Below are 14,062 nucleotides of genomic sequence, written 5' to 3'. Positions count from 1 at the left end.
GCGACCGACATGACCTCATCCGGCACGACCCCCGGGCGTCGACGACCCGGCTCGCGCACCGCCCGGACCCCGACAGCACGCTCGGCCAGCCGACACGCACAGGCGCACCCGGTTCCGCGAAAGGAGCCGGAGCGCCGTCGTCTGCGCCGCCAGGCACAGGCCAGCCGCATCGTCATCCCGTCCTCGCTGACGATCCTCGCGATCTGCGCGGGCCTCACCGCCATGCGGTCGGCCATCAACGGCGACGTCGACACCGCGATGGCGCTCCTGGTCGCGGCGGCGTTCCTCGACGGTATCGACGGCCGGGTCGCACGCCTGATGGGAGCGACGAGCCGCATCGGCGCCGAGATCGACTCACTGGCCGACGCGATCAACTTCGGTGTGGTCCCGGCGATGATCATCTACTTCCACTTCATCGACGGGCACGACCTCGGCTGGGTGCTCGCCCTGATCTACTGCTGCGCCATCGTGCTGCGGCTCGCGAGATTCAACACCCTGCTCGACGACGACGAGGCACCGGCGTACACAAAGGATTTCTTCGCCGGTGTCCCCGCGCCCGCCGCGGCGATCTGCGCACTCCTGCCGATCGGGCTGGAACAACAGTTCGGTGACGGGTGGTGGACCTCGCTGCCGGCCGTGGGCGGGTGGTTGATTCTCGTCGCGTTCATGGCCGTGAGCCGAATCCCGACCTCCTCGCTCAAGACCGCCTCGATCCCGCCCGGCGCGGTGGCCGGCCTGCTGGTGCTCGTCGCCGCGGCCGCGGCACTGCTGGTGACCTTCCCCTACGTGCTGATGATGATCGCGATCGCCGGGTACGCAGTGCACATCCCGTTCGCGTGGCGCGCACGTCGCTGGGTCGCCTCCCGTCCCGAGCACTGGGATGACAAACCGGCCGAACGTCGTGCCCAGCGTCGGGCCCTGCGCACCGCGTCTCCCGGTGGACGGCGCCGGCGGCCGGTCATCAACTCACTCGGCCGCCTGGGCCTGAACCGCCCCACCGGCCCCGGCGTCACCGCGCCCAGCACGACCGGCGGGACGACCGAAAGCGAGCCCGAATGAGCACGCCCGCCTCCCTCACCCTGACGGCGCGCCACAATCCCTCGGCGGCCGAGGCCCGGCGCGGCATCATCCGGGTGCACCCCGAGGTGCTGACCGCGTTGTCGCTGCGTGAATGGGACGCGGTGTCGATCACCGGCGCACGCGTCACGGCTGCCGTGGTGGCCGCGACCGAGCCCACCGCGCCGACCGGGGTGGCCCTCCTCGACGAGATCGCCTTCTCCAATGCCGGTGTCCGGGAGAACTCGCCGGTCGTTCTCGCACCTGTCGAGGTGCAGGGCGCAAGCCGCGTGGTGGTGAGCGGTTCGGTGCTGGCCACCCAGTCGATCACCGAGTCGACGCTGCGCCGCGCGCTGCTGGGCAAGGTCCTGTCCGTCGGCGACGCCGTCTCGCTGCTCCCCCGCGACCTCGGTCCCGAACTCGCCGCCACCGAGGCCACGCGCGCGCTGGCCCGCTCGGTCGGGATCACCTGGACCACCGAGTTGCTGACCGTCACCGCGACCGAGCCGGGCCCGCCCACGGGCGACCAGGTGTCGGCACCGGTCAGCGTGCAGACCAACACCGCTGTGCTGTGGTCGACGACCGCGGGCGAGGTGCCGCCCCTCGTCGACCGAACCGGCCCGGGGTCACCCCGGATCCCCGGCGCCCTCGGCATGGTGTCGGAGTCCGACTCCCGCCCGCGGACGGTCGCCGCGCCCAGCCCGGTCCGCGAGCCCGCCCGGGAGCCCGAGATCCCGGTCCGGCCGGTGTCGGAGCTGGTCGGCGTCGACTCCCAGGTCACCAAGCTCACCGAATGGCTCACCATCACCCTCGACGAGCCGGAGGTGCTGCGCACCCTCGGTGCGACACCGCGTCTCGGCGTCCTGGTCACCGGCCCGGCCGGCGGCGGCAAGGCGACCTTCGTCCGTTCGGTGTGCGCGTCGCGCACGCTGGTGACCATCGACGGCCCGACGGTCGGTGCGACGGAGGCCAACACCCGCCTGCGGACGGTCGCCGACGCGGTGGCCCGCACCCGGGCGGCCGCCGGGGTCCTGCTGATCACCGACGTCGATGCGCTGTTACCCGCCGAACCCGAGCCCGTCGCCGCACTGATCCTCGACGAACTGCGTTCCGGAATCGCCGACGGCCGCATCGCACTCATCGCGACCACCGCCGAACCGGTACGCCTCGACGCCCGGTTGCGCGACCCGTCGCTCTGCGACCGGGAACTGGTCATCGGCCTCCCTGACGCCGCGACCCGGGCGCGGTTGCTCTCGGCGATCCTGTCGAACGTCCCGACCGACGGTGACCTCGACCTCACGTCGGTCGCCTCGCGCACCCCCGGTTTCGTCGCCGGGGATCTCGCCGCGCTGGCCCGCGAGGCCGCGCTGCGCGCCGCGACGCGTGCGAGTGCCGAGAAGTCCGCGCCGTCGCTGCGCACCGAGGATCTCGTCGGCGCCCTCGACGTCATCCGGCCGGTGTCCCGCTCGGATTCCCCCGAAGTCGCGCTTGGCTCGATCACCCTCGCCGACGTCGGCGACATGGTCGAGACGAAACAGGCTCTGACCGAAGCGGTCCTGTGGCCGCTGCAACACCCCGACACCTTCGCCCGGCTCGGCGTCGACCCGCCGCGTGGGGTGCTGCTGTTCGGCCCGCCGGGCTGCGGCAAGACGTTCGTCGTCCGCGCGCTCGCGGCGTCGGGTCAGCTGTCGGTGCACACGGTCAAGGGCGCCGAGCTGATGGACAAGTGGGTCGGGTCGTCGGAGAAGGCGGTGCGGGATCTGTTCGCCCGTGCCCGCGAGTCGGCGCCCTCGCTGATCTTCCTCGACGAGGTCGACGCGCTGGCACCGCGCCGCGGTCAGTCCACCGACTCCGGTGTCGGCGATCGGGTGGTCGCCGCGCTGCTCACCGAACTGGACGGCGTCGAACCGCTCCAGGACGTGGTCGTGCTCGGTGCGACGAACCGACCCGACCTCATCGACCCGGCGCTGCTGCGGCCCGGGCGGCTGGAACGGCTCGTCTTCGTGCCGCCGCCGGACGCCGACGCCCGCGGGGACATCCTGCGCGCCACCGGGCGCGACGTCCCGCTCGACGGCGTCGACCTCGATGAGCTGGCCGGCGACCTCGACGGCTACTCGGCGGCCGACTGTTCGGCCCTGCTGCGCGAGGCCGCCCTGTCGGCGATGCGCCGGGACATCGACGCCGCCGCGGTGACCGTGGCCGACGTCGAGGAGGCCCGCAAGCGGGTTCGGCCGTCGCTCGATCCCGCGCAGGTCGCCGACCTCAAGGCCTACGCCGAGCGTCGGCTCGAGTGACCACTGCCGAAGTCCCCTCGGCTGCCGGGTGAGTCCCGGAACACACCCGGAATAACCTCCGATAGTTGTTGGTTGCAACCATCACGCTTTATAGTTGCATCAATCAACCAATCGGGTGCGCCGCCGTGCGCGCCGATTCGCAGCCCGCTCGTCTCCTCGTCGCGGGCAGCTTTCTTTCTCGGAGGTTTGTTCTATGAGTGCACCCGCATCCGCGGTGGCGCCGGTCGAAGACGTGCCGATGACCCATCGCCAGAAGATCGAGGCCCTCATCGGCCTCCTGCTCGGCATGTTCGTCGCGTTCCTGTCCTCGACCGTGGTGTCCAACGCCCTGCCGACGATCATCACCGATCTGCACGGCACCCAGGACCAGTACACCTGGGTCATCACCGCGACACTGCTCGCGTCGACCGCGACCACGCCCATCTGGGGCAAGTTCGCCGACCTGGTCAGCAAGAAGCTGCTGGTGCAGGGCGCCCTGTTCCTGTTCACCCTGGGTTCGGTCCTCGCCGGACTCTCCACCTCGGTCGACATGCTGATCGGCTTCCGCGTCATCCAGGGTCTGGGCCTCGGCGGTCTGCAGGCGCTGGTCGTCATCGTCGTCGCGACGATGTTCAGCCCGCGCGAACGCGGCCGGTACCAGGGCCCGATGGCCGCGGTGATGTCGGTTGCGACCGTTGCCGGTCCGCTCATCGGCGGCGTCGTCGTCGACACCAGTTGGCTCGGCTGGCGCTGGACGTTCTACGTCTGCGTCCCGCTCGCCGTCCTCGCCCTCGTCGTCATCCAGCGCACGCTGAATGTTCCGGTCGTGCGCAAGAAGGTCAGCATCGACTACCTCGGCGCCGCGCTCATCGCCTCCGGTGTCAGCACCCTGCTGATCTGGGTCACGCTGGCCGGTAAGAACTTCGACTGGGCGTCGCTGACCTCGTACGGGCTCGTCGCGCTCGGTGTGGCGCTGCTCGTCGCCGCGGTCGTCGTCGAGTCGAAGGTGTCCAGCCCGATCATCCCGCTGCACATCTTCCGGGATCGCACCACCGCCCTGGCGACCCTCGCCAGCATCGGCGTCGGTGTCGCTCTCTTCGGCGGCGCGGTCTTCCTCGGCCAGTACTTCCAGATCGCCCGCGGGTACTCGCCCACCGCGGCCGGCCTGCTGACCCTCCCGATGGTCATCGGTTCGATGCTGTCGGCGACCGTCTCCGGCAACCTGATCACCCGGTACGGACGGTGGAAGCGATTCCTCGTCGCCGGTGCCGCGATGATGACGATCGGCTTCGGCCTGCTCGCGACGATCGACGCGCACACGGACATGGTCCTGGTCGGTGCATTCCTGTTCGTTCTCGGCTGCGGCATGGGCATGACGATGCAGAACCTGGTTCTCGCGGTGCAGAACAACGTCAGCCCGGACAACCTCGGCGCGGCGACCTCGACGGTCACCTTCTTCCGCTCACTCGGCGGCGCCGCAGGTGTGTCGGTGCTCGGTGCGATCCTGTCCAACCACGTCACCGATCTCATCGCCAAGGGTCTCGGGGCCCTGGGCATCGGGTCCGGACAGACCGGTGGCGGCGCGGCCGGCCTGGCCAATCTGAACGAGCTGCCGGCTCCGATCGCGGCCATCGTCCGCGGTGCGTACGGCGACGGAACGGCCCGGATCTTCCTGGTCGCGGCAGTCATGGCGGCGCTGAGCTTCATCGCCATCACGCTCATCAAGGAGGTCGCCCTCAAGACGATGAGCAGCGACGAGGAACGGCGCGCGGAGGAGGCAGCCATCGCCGCATCGGCGCCGCAGGCTTTCGCCCCCGCCGAGGGACCGCAGGAAGACGTCACCGGGTCCGTCGCCGACACGCGAACGGGCGACCCCACCCGCACGCGATGAACACCATCGCCGTCGGGGTGGACCTGAGTCCCGAATCCGAGGCGGCCGCCCGCTGGGCGGCCGCCTCGGCCCGCATCGGGGACCGCTTGGTGTTGATCCACGGATTCGCGGCCGCCGGGGCGCTGCAACCTCTCAGCGAGTTCGAGCTCGACTTCGACGTGACCGCCACGCGGCGGGCAGCGGTCGACCACCTGTCCGCGGTGGCCAGCCGCCTCGGCGCACACCATCCCGGCCTGCGCATCGACACCGTCGTCGAGCACGACTTCGCGATCCCGCTCCTCACGCGCTTGTCGAGCCAGGTCGATCTGATGGTCGTGGGTCATCACCGGCCCGGACTGATCGAGCGTCTCACCACCGGAAGCATCAGCTCCGCGCTCTCGGGGCGCTCGCACTGCACCGTCGTGACCGTCCCGTACGGCAACCTCGCAACCGGCGGTCCGGTCGTCGCCGCGCTCGACGTCGACGCCCCTTCCGACCTCGCCCTGTCGACCGCGTTCGAGTACGCCGGTGGCACGGGCAACGCGGTGGCGGTGGTGTGTGCGATACCCGACGCGGCTCCCCCTGCCCAGATCGAGTCCGTGTACGCGCGGGCCGACGCGCTGCTCGAACCGTGGCGTCGGCGCTTCCCCGGTTGCGCCACGACGCTGCAACTGGTCAACGGCAACCCGTCCCGGGCCGTCGGGGAGGCGGTTCCGCAGGCGTCGTTGCTCGTCGTCACCCGACCACGCGCAGGGAGCGCCTTCGCCGCCTGGGCGGGATCGGTCGCACGCGCGGCGCAGCATCGCACGCGCTGCCCGATAGCGATCGTGGACCACAGCCGAACGTCGTGATGGCACCCCCGCGGTGCGCGCTACTCCACGTTGACCAGATAGAAGACCGACGAGCCGCCGCCCGCGGCCTGTGGGGACGCGCCGATCTGGACCCAGTAGGTTGCACCCTCCTTGGTCGCCGACATCACGACCACCGACTGGCCGCCCTCGGTCGAGCGGTGCGACTCGGCGAAGCCCGCCTCGGCCAGTGTGTCGGTCGCGGCCTCGAGCTGGTTGCCGGCATTCACCGGACCCTGCACCGTGACCTCCCAGCCGTCGGAGCGGCTGCCCCCGGCGGAGAGCACGTGGCCGTCGATGAGCGGCACCTGGGTGACCGGGAAGTCCGACGGCAGCGGGACGCCGTCCGGACCGGCCTGTTCCTCGTCCGCGCACCCCGCGACGAGGCCGAATACCAGCAGGACAGCAGCGGTGATGACGGCGGTACGCCGGAGCCAGTCGAACCGGAACATACGGGCAACGGTAAAGTAGCGACCGCGGGTGTTCGCCCGTGACACCCCGCCGGGAGAAAGACGGAGTGCCCTTTTGATCACTGTGTTGGCTGCGTTGGCAGTGTGCGCACTCGTCGCGCCCGCAGTCATCCACTGGATGGGCACCCGCGGTTTCTACGTCCTCGCGCTCGCGCCGCTCGGTGGTCTGATCTGGGTGATCGCCAACTGGCCGCCGGCCGACGCGGCCGCCGCCCGGGTCGAGACGGTCAGCTGGGTTCCATCGCTCCAGATGGACATCGTCACCCGATTCGACACCCTGACGGCGATCCTGTCGGTACTCATCCTCGGGGTCGGCGCGCTCGTGCTCTGCTACTGCGCCCACTACTTCGACGACGCCCGCCCCCGGGTCGCGGTGTTCGGCGGCGAGATGGTCGCCTTCGCCGCGGCCATGTTCGGCCTAGTCATCTCCGACAACATGCTCGTGCTCTACGTGTTCTGGGAGCTCACCACCGTGCTCTCGTTCATGCTCGTCGGCTTCTACGGGGTGCGCGCGACGGCTCGACGATCCGCCACGCAGGCCCTGCTGGTCACCACCTTCGGCGGTCTGGCGATGCTCGTCGGCATCATCATGCTCGGCGAGCGGTCGGGCACCTACCTGCTGTCCGAGATCATCTCGGCCCCGCCCACCGGCGTCTACGTCGACATCGCGGTCGTGCTCCTGCTCATCGGCGCCCTCACCAAGTCGGCCATCGTCCCGTTCCACTTCTGGCTGCCCGGCGCGATGGCCGCGCCCACCCCGGTCAGCGCCTACCTGCACGCGGCGGCGATGGTCAAGGCGGGCATCTACCTCATCGCCCGGTTGGCCCCCGCGTTCTCGGTGACGATCAGCTGGCAGGTCGCCGTGGTCGGACTCGGCCTGGTGACGATGGTGCTCGGCGGGTGGCGTTCGTTGCGTGAACTCGACCTCAAACTCATCCTGGCGTTCGGCACCGTGTCGCAACTCGGTTTCATGGCGGTGCTCGTCGGCATCGGCGACGCGAACGTCGCCATGGCCGGCATCGCCATGCTGGTCGCACACGCTCTGTTCAAGGCGTCGCTGTTCATGGTCGTCGGCATCATCGACCACTCGACGGGTACCCGCGATGTCCGCAAGCTCGCCCGCCTCGGTCATCGACTCCCGGGACTGGCCGTCACGGCCGCCGTGGCCGGGGCGAGTATGGCCGGCATCCCGATCACCCTCGGATTCGTCGGCAAGGAGACGGCCTTCGCGTCGGTGTGGGAGACCGGTGCATTCGTCTCCTGGCAGGCGCATGCCGTCGACATCGTCCTGCTGGTCGGCTCGATCATCACCTGCGCCTACACGCTCCGCTTCCTGTGGGGCGCGTTCGGCCGCAAGGTACGCAACACCCCGAGTCCGGCGGTCGCCAAGATGCACCCGCCGACGTGGCCGTTCTACTTCTCGCCGGTCGCCCTCGCCGCTGCCGGTGTGGCGGCAGGCGTGTTCAGTCCCCAGCTCGGCGGCCTCTTCGAACCGTATGCGGAGACCCTCAACGGTTACGGGCACGAACTCGAGCATCTCGCGCTGTGGCACGGGTTCGGCCTGCCCGTCGTCTTCTCGATCATCGTCATCGTCGGCGGAGCTGCGCTGTTCCTCGGCGTCCGGCGTGTTCGTGACCGGGTCTTCGGCTTCCGCCCGCTGGTGAACGCCGACCGCATCTACGACGCGACGCTGCGCGGCGCCGACACCTTGTCGCTGCTGCTGACCCGCAACACCCAGCGCGGTTCGCTGCCGGTCACACAGGGCGTCATCCTGTGCACCGCGATCCTGCTGCCGACGATCGTCCTGTTCGCCGGTGCTCGCGATCGGTTGAGCATCGACTACACCGCCACCCCGGTCCAATGGGTGATCGGCGGCTGCATCGTCGCCGCGTCGCTGTCCGCCGTCCTCCTCCGCAACCGCCTGGCGGCCACGCTCGTCGTCGGCATCACCGGTTACGGCTGCGCGATGCTCTTCGCGCTGTACGGCGCACCGGACCTCGCACTCACCCAGTTCCTGGTGGAGACACTGACCCTGGTCATCTTCGTGCTCGTGCTGCGCAAGCTGCCCGCCGAACCGGAGAAGCGTCACGCCACCGGGTTCAAGCCGCTGCGCGCCCTGATCGGGCTCGCCTTCGGCGCCATGCTGGTGCTCATCGGCCTGTTCGCGGCGTCGGCACGTTCGACCGAACCGCTTCACGTCGATCTCCCGGAGGCCGCCTACGACTTCGGCCACGGCGCCAACGCGGTCAACGTCCTGCTCGTCGACATCCGCGCCTGGGACACCCTCGGCGAGGTCTCGGTGCTCATCGCGGCCGCCACGGGCGTGGCATCGATGGTCTTCCGCAACCGCCGGTTCGGGGCCGCGCCGCGCGTGGCCGATGCCGCCCGGTTGCAGGCCGGCGACAACGGGGACGACGACGATCATGTCCCACCGGACCGCACCACGTGGCTGCTCGGTTCCGGGTTGCGCGACCCGCGCCACCGGTCGATGGTGCTGGAGGCCACGACCCGCCTGCTGTTCCCGACGATGGTGGTGCTGTCGATCTACTTCTTCTACGCCGGTCACAATGCGCCGGGCGGCGGTTTCGCGGGTGGCCTGACCATGGGTCTCGCGCTCGTGCTGCGCTACCTCGCGGGCGGACGCTACGAACTCGGGGAAGCCCTGCCGATCGAACCCGGCCGCATCCTGGGTGCCGGCCTCGCCGTCTCCGCGACGACTGCGATCGTCTCGATGTTCCTCGGTGCGCCCGCGCTGTCGTCGGCGGTCTTCGAGGTCACCGTGCCCGTCCTCGGCGACATCAAGTTCGTCACCGCTCTGTTCTTCGATCTCGGCATCTACCTGATCGTGGTCGGTCTCGTGCTCGACGTGCTGCGCAGTCTCGGCGCGCGGCTCGACGTGGAGACCACCATCGCCCGCACCGCGGCGCGGATCAGTGACTCCGACGGTGGCACCTCGAGCAGCGGCGCCGCCACCGGTGACACCACCGGCGAGGCAGCGAACGCGGCCGGCGGGCAGGTGAGCCGATGACCACCAATCTCCCGCTGATGCTGGTCGTCGGCGCGATGGCGGCGTGCGGGGTGTACCTGCTGATGGAACGCAGCCTGGTCCGGATGCTGTTCGGACTCCTGCTCGTCGGCAACGCGCTCAACCTGATGATCATCGTCGTGTCCGGCGGCATGGGGAATCCGCCGATCATGGGCCGCTCGTCGGAGAACCGCGCGTCCGACGCCGATCCACTCGCCCAGGGCATGGTCCTGACGGCGATCGTCATCATGATGGGCGTCGCCGCCTTCGTGCTCGCACTGGTCTACCGGTTGTTCGTGATCAACCGCGACGACGACGACGTCGAGGACGACGAGGAGGACGTCAAGATCCTCAGCGGCTCACTGGGCACGGCGCCCGACCGCGACCGCAGCGACGATCCGCTGACCCACTCGGACACGCCCACCGGCGACTACTTCGACGACAAGGGCAATCCCCTGACCCCGGAGCAGGCCGCCGCCCGCCAGGCCGCGCTGTACGAGACCGACATCATGCCGACCGACTCCGACGTCGTCGACGAGATCGGCGGCGCGGAGGAAGAACCGGACCCCGAGACCACCGAGCAGAGCGCCGCCCGCGAGGCGGGGCCGGATGTGTACGGACCAGGCGAACTCGGTCCGGATGAGGTGGGACAAAAGGCTGCCACCGCACCTCCCGACGGGTCCGGCGAGGACGACGCCGACCCCGCCGTCATCGACCAGCACGAGATGCCGGACCGCGACGTGGTCGGGCCGGACAAGAAGAAGCATGCCGACGAGGACGGGGGTGACCGATGACCCCGCAAGAGTCGTGGATTCCGGTCCTGATCACCCTGCCCACCCTCGTGCCGCTGGGCGCCGCCGCCATCTCGCTGTTGCTCGGACGCAGTCCCAAGATCCAGCGATTCGTGTCGATCGTCGCCATCACGGTCGCTTTCGTGGCGTCGTGCATCATGCTCTACCTCACCGATCGCCACGGCACCTTCGCGGTCGCGATCGGCGGGTGGGGCGACAAGGGCAAACCCAATGGACCACTCGGCATCACGCTGGTCGTCGATCAGCTCGCGGCGCTCATGCTCGTCGTGTCGACGATCGTGCTGCTGTGCGTCATCGTCTACGCGATCGGTCAGGGTATCCGGGACGGCACGGCGCAGCAGCCGACGTCGATCTTCCTGCCGACCTATCTGATCCTGACCGCCGGCGTGTGCAACGCGTTCCTCGCCGGCGATCTGTTCAACCTGTACGTCTCGTTCGAGATCCTGCTGACCGCGAGTTACGTGCTACTCACCCTGGGTGCCAGTGCCGAGCGCGTCCGTGCGGGCGCCTCGTACGTGATGGTCTCGATGGTGTCGTCGCTGATCTTCCTGGCGGGCATCGCGTTCGCCTACGCCACCACCGGCACCCTGAACCTCGCCGAGATGGCCGTCCGCCTCGACGACGTCCCCGACGGGACCCGCAACGCGCTGTTCGCGGTGTTGCTCGTCGCGTTCGGCATCAAGGCCGCGGTGTTCCCGCTGTCGACCTGGCTGCCCGACTCCTACCCCACCGCTCCGGCACCGGTCACCGCCGTGTTCGCCGGTCTGCTCACCAAGGTCGGCGTCTACGCGATCGTGCGCGCGCACTCACTGCTGTTCCCCGGCGGCTCGATGGACACGGTGATGCTGGTCGCCGGACTGTTGACGATGCTCGTGGGCATCTTCGGCGCGATCGCCCAGGCCGACATCAAACGGCTGCTGTCCTTCACCCTCGTCAGCCACATCGGCTACATGATCTTCGGCATCGCGCTGTCCTCCGACCTCGGGATGTCGGCGGCGATCTACTACGTCGCCCACCACATCCTCGTGCAGACGACCCTCTTCCTGGTCGTCGGACTGATCGAACGGCAAGCCGGCTCGGCGTCGCTCCGCCGACTCGGCGGACTCATCGCCAGTCCACTGCTGGCCGTGCTGTTCCTGGTGCCCGCGCTGAACCTCGGCGGCATCCCGCCGTTCTCCGGCTTCATCGGCAAGGTCGCACTCCTCGAGGCCGGCACCCAGGACGGGTCCGTGCTGGCCTGGATTCTCGTCGCCGGCTCGGTGGTCACCAGCCTCCTCACGCTCTACGTCATGGCCCGCATCTGGACCAAGGGCTTCTGGCGGCCGCGCGCCGACGCCCCCGAAGGCGAGCTCGCCGACAAGGGCCCCTCCGCACTCATCGACGAGAGCGCCGACGACGCCGCCTTCTCCGACCGCGAGGACGTCGGCCGCATGCCCGTGATGATGGTGCTGCCGACGATGGCGATGGTGGCGGCGGGACTCGTCCTGACGCTGTGGGCGGGACCGATCTTCGACTTCACCGACCATGCGGCGACCGACGTCGTCGACCGTGCCGTCTACGTCGACGCGGTGCTGGGCGAAGGTGGTTCCCGATGAGCGCCGAGGAACGCGCGAGCGAACGCGACCGGGGATCGGGCGACTCGCCGAGGCGCCGCTCACCGGTGGTCTCGACCAAGGGGCCGGTCCTGTCCCTCGTCATCAACGTGTGGCGGGTGTCGCTGCTGTTCGTCTTCTGGCACTTCGTCGGCGCGCTGGTCTGGCTGCGGACGCACACCCGCCTGCCGAGGTGGCTGGGTGGCGACGGTCGTGAGGTCGCGGTCCGGTTGTGGACCATCGCGTGGTTGACCTTCGTCTGGGTTCTGTTGTGGGGCACGCTCTCCTGGGCCAATGTGATCGGTGGCGTGGTGCTGGCGACGCTGGTGCTGACGGTGTTGCCGTTGCCGCGGGTCCCGGTCGAGGGCCGCATCCATCCGCTGTCGGTGCTGCAGCTCGTGTTCCGCCTGATCGTCGACTTCTTCGTGTCGAGTGTGCAGATCGGGTGGATGGCCATCCGTCCGGGCCGCCCACCGCTCGGTGCGGTCGTCCGGGTGCGCGTCGCGATCAAGTCCGACATGGTGCTGACGCTGGCCGTCGACTACCTGAACCTGGTGCCGGGCACCATGGTCCTGGAGATCGACCACCGCCGCCGGATGCTCTACGTTCACGTCTTCGATGTCCGATCGGAGAAGAAGGTCCGCGCCTTCTACGATCAGGTCGCCTACGTCGAGCGCATGTTCATCAAGGCGTTCGAGCGCGACAGCGAATGGCACCCGAGTCCGTTCCACGGCATCGACGAGGACTTCCACCACGTCCGCTCGGTGGACCGCTCGGTCGACACGGCGTCCTCGACCACGGACTCCGCCGATGCGCCCGAGCCGGACCACCGACCAGCCGAGACGGAACGGGGGGACTCATGAGCTACGTGTGGACGATCGCGGCAGCCATGCTGCTCGTCGCCACGGTGCTGACGATGGTCCGGATCCTGCGCGGTCCGACCACGCTGGACCGGCTCGTGGCGCTCGACGTGCTCATCGCGCTGTGCATGTGCGGTCTGGGGACGTGGGCCGCGTTCAGCCGCGATTCGACGGTCGTCCCGGCGATCGTGGCCCTGGCTCTGCTCAGCTTCGTCGGATCGGTCGCGATCGCGCGATTCCGAGTACGGGACGACCAGACATGATCATCGACATCATCAGCGCGACGCTGCTCCTCACCGGCTGCCTGATGGCGGTCACCGCCGCGATCGGTCTCGTCCGCTTCCCGGACACCCTGAGCCGCATGCATGCGGCCACCAAACCGCAGACCTTCGGCCTTCTGCTCATCCTGCTCGGTGCGGTCCTGCGGCTCGGCGACAACGTCGACAGCGGGATGCTCGTTCTCGCCGGGCTCTTCGCCCTGATCACCGCACCCGTCGTGGCGCATCGGATCGGCCGGCTGGCGTATCAGGAACAGCGGGCGCGTGATGGCCTCATCGATCAGCGGGACATGGAGTCACCGGACCGCGACTGACTGCGAACCGGCCGTCCGACGCCCCTCACGGACCAGCGCGACGGCGGTGTCGAGGCCCCGGGCCGCTTCCTCGGGAACGACCCGCACGAGTGCGAGCGCGGCGATGACCAGCGCCGACACGGCGTCGGCGAGTGCAGCCTGTCGGGCGTCGCTCAGCGCGGGTGCGCTCGCCCGCACACCGGCCCCCACGGCACCCCGCAACTCCTCGCGATACCCGGCGATGGTCCGGGCCACGTCGGCGTCGCGCCCGATGGGGGCGCCTGCGGTGTTGATGAGCAGGCAACCCTCACGAGCCGGGGACGTGTCGTCGGTCAGCGACGATCGCAGCCCGTTCAGGTAGTCCTCGACGGCGTCCGGCGTGATGGTGCTGCCGGTCAGCGGACGCAACCGGGGGCGGACCACCTCGTCGAGGTAGCTCTGTACGGCCGCATCGAAGAGACCTCGCTTCGACCCGAAGGCGTGATAGAGACTCGATCGCCCGATTCCGGTCGCCCGTTCCAGGTCGGGCAGGGACGCGCTCTCGTATCCCCGCTGCCAGAAGATCCCGCGGGCGGCCCGGACGACCTCCGTGGTGTCGAACTCCTGGATCCGTCCCATCCGCGGCCCACCCGCCTCTCTCTCGTCGCCCTTCGGTATTTTAGACCGGTCGGAACACTATGGCTCC

The 14,062-nt window shown here is 69.5% G+C and carries 12 protein-coding genes; 10 read left to right on the top strand and 2 right to left on the bottom strand.

The window, feature by feature from the left end; all coding sequences use genetic code 11:
* Positions 1–9 precede the first annotated feature (9 nt).
* From BCM27_RS03470 to BCM27_RS03455, 4 genes are all read left to right on the top strand, one after another.
* Positions 10–1,059 carry a CDP-alcohol phosphatidyltransferase family protein gene (locus BCM27_RS03470; protein ID WP_231896008.1) on the top strand — a complete coding sequence of 350 codons (1,050 nt, stop codon included), beginning with the start codon at positions 10–12 and terminating at the stop codon, positions 1,057–1,059.
* Complete coding sequence (locus BCM27_RS03465; protein WP_004022828.1) at positions 1,056–3,350, top strand: AAA family ATPase; 2,295 nt, start codon at positions 1,056–1,058, stop codon at positions 3,348–3,350. Before BCM27_RS03470 ends, BCM27_RS03465 begins: the two co-directional genes overlap by 4 nt.
* 193 nt (positions 3,351–3,543) lie before the next feature.
* Positions 3,544–5,220, top strand: coding sequence for an MDR family MFS transporter (locus BCM27_RS03460; protein WP_004022827.1), 1,677 nt, complete (start codon positions 3,544–3,546; stop codon positions 5,218–5,220).
* Entirely contained in the window at positions 5,217–6,050 is an 834-nt protein-coding gene (locus BCM27_RS03455) for a universal stress protein (RefSeq protein ID WP_004022826.1), read from the top strand. Before BCM27_RS03460 ends, BCM27_RS03455 begins: the two co-directional genes overlap by 4 nt.
* A 20-nt stretch (positions 6,051–6,070) precedes the next feature.
* Here the strand turns inward: BCM27_RS03455 and BCM27_RS03450 are convergent, their stop codons facing one another.
* Complete coding sequence (locus BCM27_RS03450; RefSeq protein ID WP_004022825.1) at positions 6,071–6,499, bottom strand: hypothetical protein; 429 nt, start codon at positions 6,497–6,499, stop codon at positions 6,071–6,073.
* 73 nt (positions 6,500–6,572) lie between these two features.
* Between BCM27_RS03450 and BCM27_RS03445 the strand changes: the two genes are divergently transcribed.
* Genes BCM27_RS03445 through mnhG form a run of 6 tightly spaced genes read left to right on the top strand, consistent with a single transcriptional unit; the run spans position 6,573 to position 13,398 of the window.
* Entirely contained in the window at positions 6,573–9,545 is a 2,973-nt protein-coding gene (locus BCM27_RS03445; RefSeq protein WP_004022824.1) for a Na+/H+ antiporter subunit A, read from the top strand.
* Positions 9,542–10,336 (top strand): Na(+)/H(+) antiporter subunit C, encoded by a 795-nt coding sequence (locus tag BCM27_RS03440; protein WP_004022823.1) that lies wholly within the window; start codon positions 9,542–9,544, stop codon positions 10,334–10,336. The genes BCM27_RS03445 and BCM27_RS03440 overlap by 4 nt, the downstream gene beginning before the upstream one ends.
* Positions 10,333–11,949, top strand: coding sequence for a Na+/H+ antiporter subunit D (locus BCM27_RS03435; protein ID WP_004022822.1), 1,617 nt, complete (start codon positions 10,333–10,335; stop codon positions 11,947–11,949). The genes BCM27_RS03440 and BCM27_RS03435 overlap by 4 nt, the downstream gene beginning before the upstream one ends.
* Positions 11,946–12,809, top strand: coding sequence for a Na+/H+ antiporter subunit E (locus BCM27_RS03430; RefSeq protein WP_004022821.1), 864 nt, complete (start codon positions 11,946–11,948; stop codon positions 12,807–12,809). Before BCM27_RS03435 ends, BCM27_RS03430 begins: the two co-directional genes overlap by 4 nt.
* Positions 12,806–13,069 (top strand): monovalent cation/H+ antiporter complex subunit F, encoded by a 264-nt coding sequence (locus tag BCM27_RS03425; RefSeq protein ID WP_004022820.1) that lies wholly within the window; start codon positions 12,806–12,808, stop codon positions 13,067–13,069. Before BCM27_RS03430 ends, BCM27_RS03425 begins: the two co-directional genes overlap by 4 nt.
* On the top strand, positions 13,066–13,398 hold the full coding sequence (mnhG, locus tag BCM27_RS03420) for a monovalent cation/H(+) antiporter subunit G (RefSeq protein ID WP_004022819.1): 333 nt from the start codon (positions 13,066–13,068) through the stop codon (positions 13,396–13,398). The genes BCM27_RS03425 and mnhG overlap by 4 nt, the downstream gene beginning before the upstream one ends.
* Here the strand turns inward: mnhG and BCM27_RS03415 are convergent.
* Complete coding sequence (locus BCM27_RS03415; protein WP_004022818.1) at positions 13,381–13,995, bottom strand: TetR/AcrR family transcriptional regulator; 615 nt, start codon at positions 13,993–13,995, stop codon at positions 13,381–13,383. The two genes, mnhG and BCM27_RS03415, sit on opposite strands and share 18 nt — an antisense overlap.
* Positions 13,996–14,062: the final 67 nt, after the last annotated feature.

This window comes from Gordonia terrae (genome assembly GCF_001698225.1).
Lineage (GTDB): Bacteria > Actinomycetota > Actinomycetes > Mycobacteriales > Mycobacteriaceae > Gordonia > Gordonia terrae.
The sequence above is the reverse complement of the archived record's forward strand: the minus strand, read 5'-3'. Positions and strand labels throughout refer to the sequence as shown.

What these genes read in the sequence shown, in the direction of transcription:
- BCM27_RS03470 (WP_231896008.1), top strand. Translation starts at nt 10, where the DNA reads ATGACCTCATCCGGCACGACCCCCGGGCGTCGACGACCCGGCTCGCGC.
- BCM27_RS03465 (WP_004022828.1), top strand. Translation starts at nt 1,056, where the DNA reads ATGAGCACGCCCGCCTCCCTCACCCTGACGGCGCGCCACAATCCCTCG.
- BCM27_RS03460 (WP_004022827.1), top strand. Translation starts at nt 3,544, where the DNA reads ATGAGTGCACCCGCATCCGCGGTGGCGCCGGTCGAAGACGTGCCGATG.
- BCM27_RS03455 (WP_004022826.1), top strand. Translation starts at nt 5,217, where the DNA reads ATGAACACCATCGCCGTCGGGGTGGACCTGAGTCCCGAATCCGAGGCG.
- BCM27_RS03450 (WP_004022825.1), bottom strand. Translation starts at nt 6,499, where the DNA reads ATGTTCCGGTTCGACTGGCTCCGGCGTACCGCCGTCATCACCGCTGCT.
- BCM27_RS03440 (WP_004022823.1), top strand. Translation starts at nt 9,542, where the DNA reads ATGACCACCAATCTCCCGCTGATGCTGGTCGTCGGCGCGATGGCGGCG.
- BCM27_RS03435 (WP_004022822.1), top strand. Translation starts at nt 10,333, where the DNA reads ATGACCCCGCAAGAGTCGTGGATTCCGGTCCTGATCACCCTGCCCACC.
- BCM27_RS03430 (WP_004022821.1), top strand. Translation starts at nt 11,946, where the DNA reads ATGAGCGCCGAGGAACGCGCGAGCGAACGCGACCGGGGATCGGGCGAC.
- BCM27_RS03425 (WP_004022820.1), top strand. Translation starts at nt 12,806, where the DNA reads ATGAGCTACGTGTGGACGATCGCGGCAGCCATGCTGCTCGTCGCCACG.
- mnhG (WP_004022819.1), top strand. Translation starts at nt 13,066, where the DNA reads ATGATCATCGACATCATCAGCGCGACGCTGCTCCTCACCGGCTGCCTG.
- BCM27_RS03415 (WP_004022818.1), bottom strand. Translation starts at nt 13,995, where the DNA reads ATGGGACGGATCCAGGAGTTCGACACCACGGAGGTCGTCCGGGCCGCC.